Annotated in this window: 2 protein-coding genes; both read right to left on the bottom strand. The window is 31.3% G+C overall.

Features of this window, described 5'->3' with window-relative positions; translation table 11 throughout:
- Window positions 1–597: 597 nt before the first annotated feature.
- On the bottom strand, window positions 598–1,419 hold the full coding sequence (locus B4G36_RS10985; protein ID WP_291064032.1) for an AraC family transcriptional regulator: 822 nt from the start codon (window positions 1,417–1,419) through the stop codon (window positions 598–600).
- A 108-nt stretch (window positions 1,420–1,527) separates the two neighbouring features.
- Entirely contained in the window at window positions 1,528–2,175 is a 648-nt protein-coding gene (locus B4G36_RS10980) for a DUF6266 family protein (protein ID WP_291064030.1), read from the bottom strand.
- Window positions 2,176–2,455: the final 280 nt, after the last annotated feature.

Genomic DNA, 2,455 nt, shown 5'->3' with positions numbered 1-2,455 from the left:
ATTTTTAGTAGAGAGGTTTACGGCCTTGACTTTTTGGTTACTTTTTAGTCAAGTAAAAAGTGACATTAAAGAATTTTTAATCTCAAATGTTATAAAAAGTGGATTTGAATATTGAAAAAGAATTAGAAAAATCCGACGATTTAGAATCGAAATGCAATTCAACTCTAAATTATTGGAATAAAAAAGTTTGGAGTGTCTGAGTGAAGCGAGTTGCCAACTTTATGGAGATAATTTAGTTAGTTGAATTACCTGAGCCATACCATGGCTCCTCCTTTTAATTTCAAATGTTATAAAAAGTAGATTTGAATATTGAAAAAGGATGAAAACGTAAAACGTTAAACGTAAAACTTATTACGTAAACATATCGCTCACTACGCCGAATTGAAACTCTACTTTTCAGCAATGACGGTTTATAAATTCTTTGTTAAAAAAGGATTTGAATATTAATAAGAATAAAAATAAAAACGTAGAACTTAATACGTGTCACGTAAAACTAAAAAAAATACGTAAAACGTTAAGCGTAAAACTTATACCAAGACCGTTAACCTATAAACTCATCGAACATCGAGAAGACAGTGGTGACTGTACTTCGATAGTTTAGATAATTAATCGAGGAATTTCTTTTAAAGGAATTTGGTGTTTCGCAAATGTACGTTTTAAGGTAGTATAAGTGGAGAAACCACTTTGAATGGTAATGTCTTTGAATGGAGCATTGGTAAACATAATCAATTCTAATGCTTTCAACATTTTTAATTTTTGTTCGTATTCTGTAAAGGAGCAATTGAAATAGTAGTTGAATCCTTTCTGAATTTCATAGTAAGTAAATTCGGTATCTGCTGCAAAAGCATAAAGTGTTTGGTTCTTTTGCAGGCATTCTTTGTAAATTAATTTGAGTTTTTGAATGGGAATATGATAAAACTTTTTCCAGTTTCCTTTCAATTCTTGACTTTTGACTTGGATCGAAACACAATAATACGCAAATTGATTTTGTTTGTGTCGGTGAACAAAACCAGCTAGATGATGGTAACCGTGTGATAAACCTGAAATATCAATAAGAAAAGGAAAATATTGGTTTTGATTATAAGTAATTTGTGTGTTGTTTTTTAAAAGTTTGTAAAGTGCTTCTATGTCAACATTAAAATCTATTGATAAGGTTGGAGGACGTGGACATTCGCAGACATCGTTGAAGTAAAAAATTAATTGCGGAATAAACAAAATCTGTGATTGATAATCTTGTATCGCAAACAAATTGATTTTTTGAATAAAGCCAAATGCATATTCAATCATTTGCATATACTGTTTGTTTAGGATATCTTGTTTTGCTTCGACTTGTGGTTCATTTTTCTTGATTACATCTCCATATCGATGAATAAAAAAGTTCAGGTACTTGATATATTCTTCATATACTTCAATTTTCATACGCTTAAAAATTAAAATTGAAAATGGTTGTAGTAAAGATGTATTTGTCTAATATACAATAAATTATAATATAAACAAAAATCCCCTCCAAAAGTAGAGGGGAAGTGATTAAAGTACAGTGACTTGACCTAAGTAAATAGATGGTGCAGCGTCTTGCTTTATGACGGATAAAAAACTCATCCAAACATGTACATCTGTTCCTTGATATTTGGGTAGAAATTGGAGTACATATGATTCTTCGGAGCGTTTTACAGTTGTTTGTACAACCGTTGATTGTGCTTTTGTATTCCCATCTTCTGCATACAATATAACCAAGGTGTCATTTTGATCCACAAGTTCTGTTGCATTATTGGTCCATGTAATCGTTACCGATAGTGGATCGTCTGCAATAACATTTACAGGTTGTGGTTCGAGTAAATTACCTTTTGTGAATTGAATAGCATCATAATCAATAGAAAAGGTTAAGGTATCCATATTACAAGGCATAGATTGTAATAAATTTGCCATGGCTTGATTATAAGGCGATTTTAAACCAGCTCTTTTTCCGTAATAGGTTTTAGCCAATGCTTTATACCCTTGTATAAACTGCACAGCAAAATTGAATCTGTCTTTTATGACTTGTTGTTTTGGTGTTGGTATACGGTTTGATTTTCGTGGTCGTATACGAGAAATTTCATTTCCTTCGATATTCGAAACAACAATTCGTCCTGTACGTCCTCGCGTACCCGACAAAAGAGAATCTGTAATTTTTCCCATTTTTAATAGATTTTAAATTAAACTTTATTTGACTTGGTTCAGCAACAGTTCGAAATTATGAGGAATGATTTGAAGATGTTGATTTATGGTTATCCATGAACGAAATTGGTAGGTGATGAAGGGGAATGATTGGTATGAATGTAGATGTGAGATATGAGATATTAGATATTAGATTTTAGATATTAGATGTGAGAAGTGAGATTTTAGAGTTGTATTATGTACAAAGTAGTATGTATTTGAGGTTAAGACTAAGGTTGAGAAAGAGGATTGATTTTAGATG

Origin of the sequence: Empedobacter sp. UBA3239 (assembly GCF_002362875.1) — a bacterium.
GTDB lineage: Bacteria > Bacteroidota > Bacteroidia > Flavobacteriales > Weeksellaceae > Empedobacter > Empedobacter falsenii_B.
Note: the sequence above shows the minus strand (reverse complement) of the source record. Positions and strands in the feature narration are given on the sequence as shown.

Excerpts from the sequence above, each read along its gene's own strand:
- B4G36_RS10985 (WP_291064032.1), bottom strand. The coding sequence starts at position 1,419 with ATGAAAATTGAAGTATATGAAGAATATATCAAGTACCTGAACTTTTTT.
- B4G36_RS10980 (WP_291064030.1), bottom strand. The coding sequence starts at position 2,175 with ATGGGAAAAATTACAGATTCTCTTTTGTCGGGTACGCGAGGACGTACA.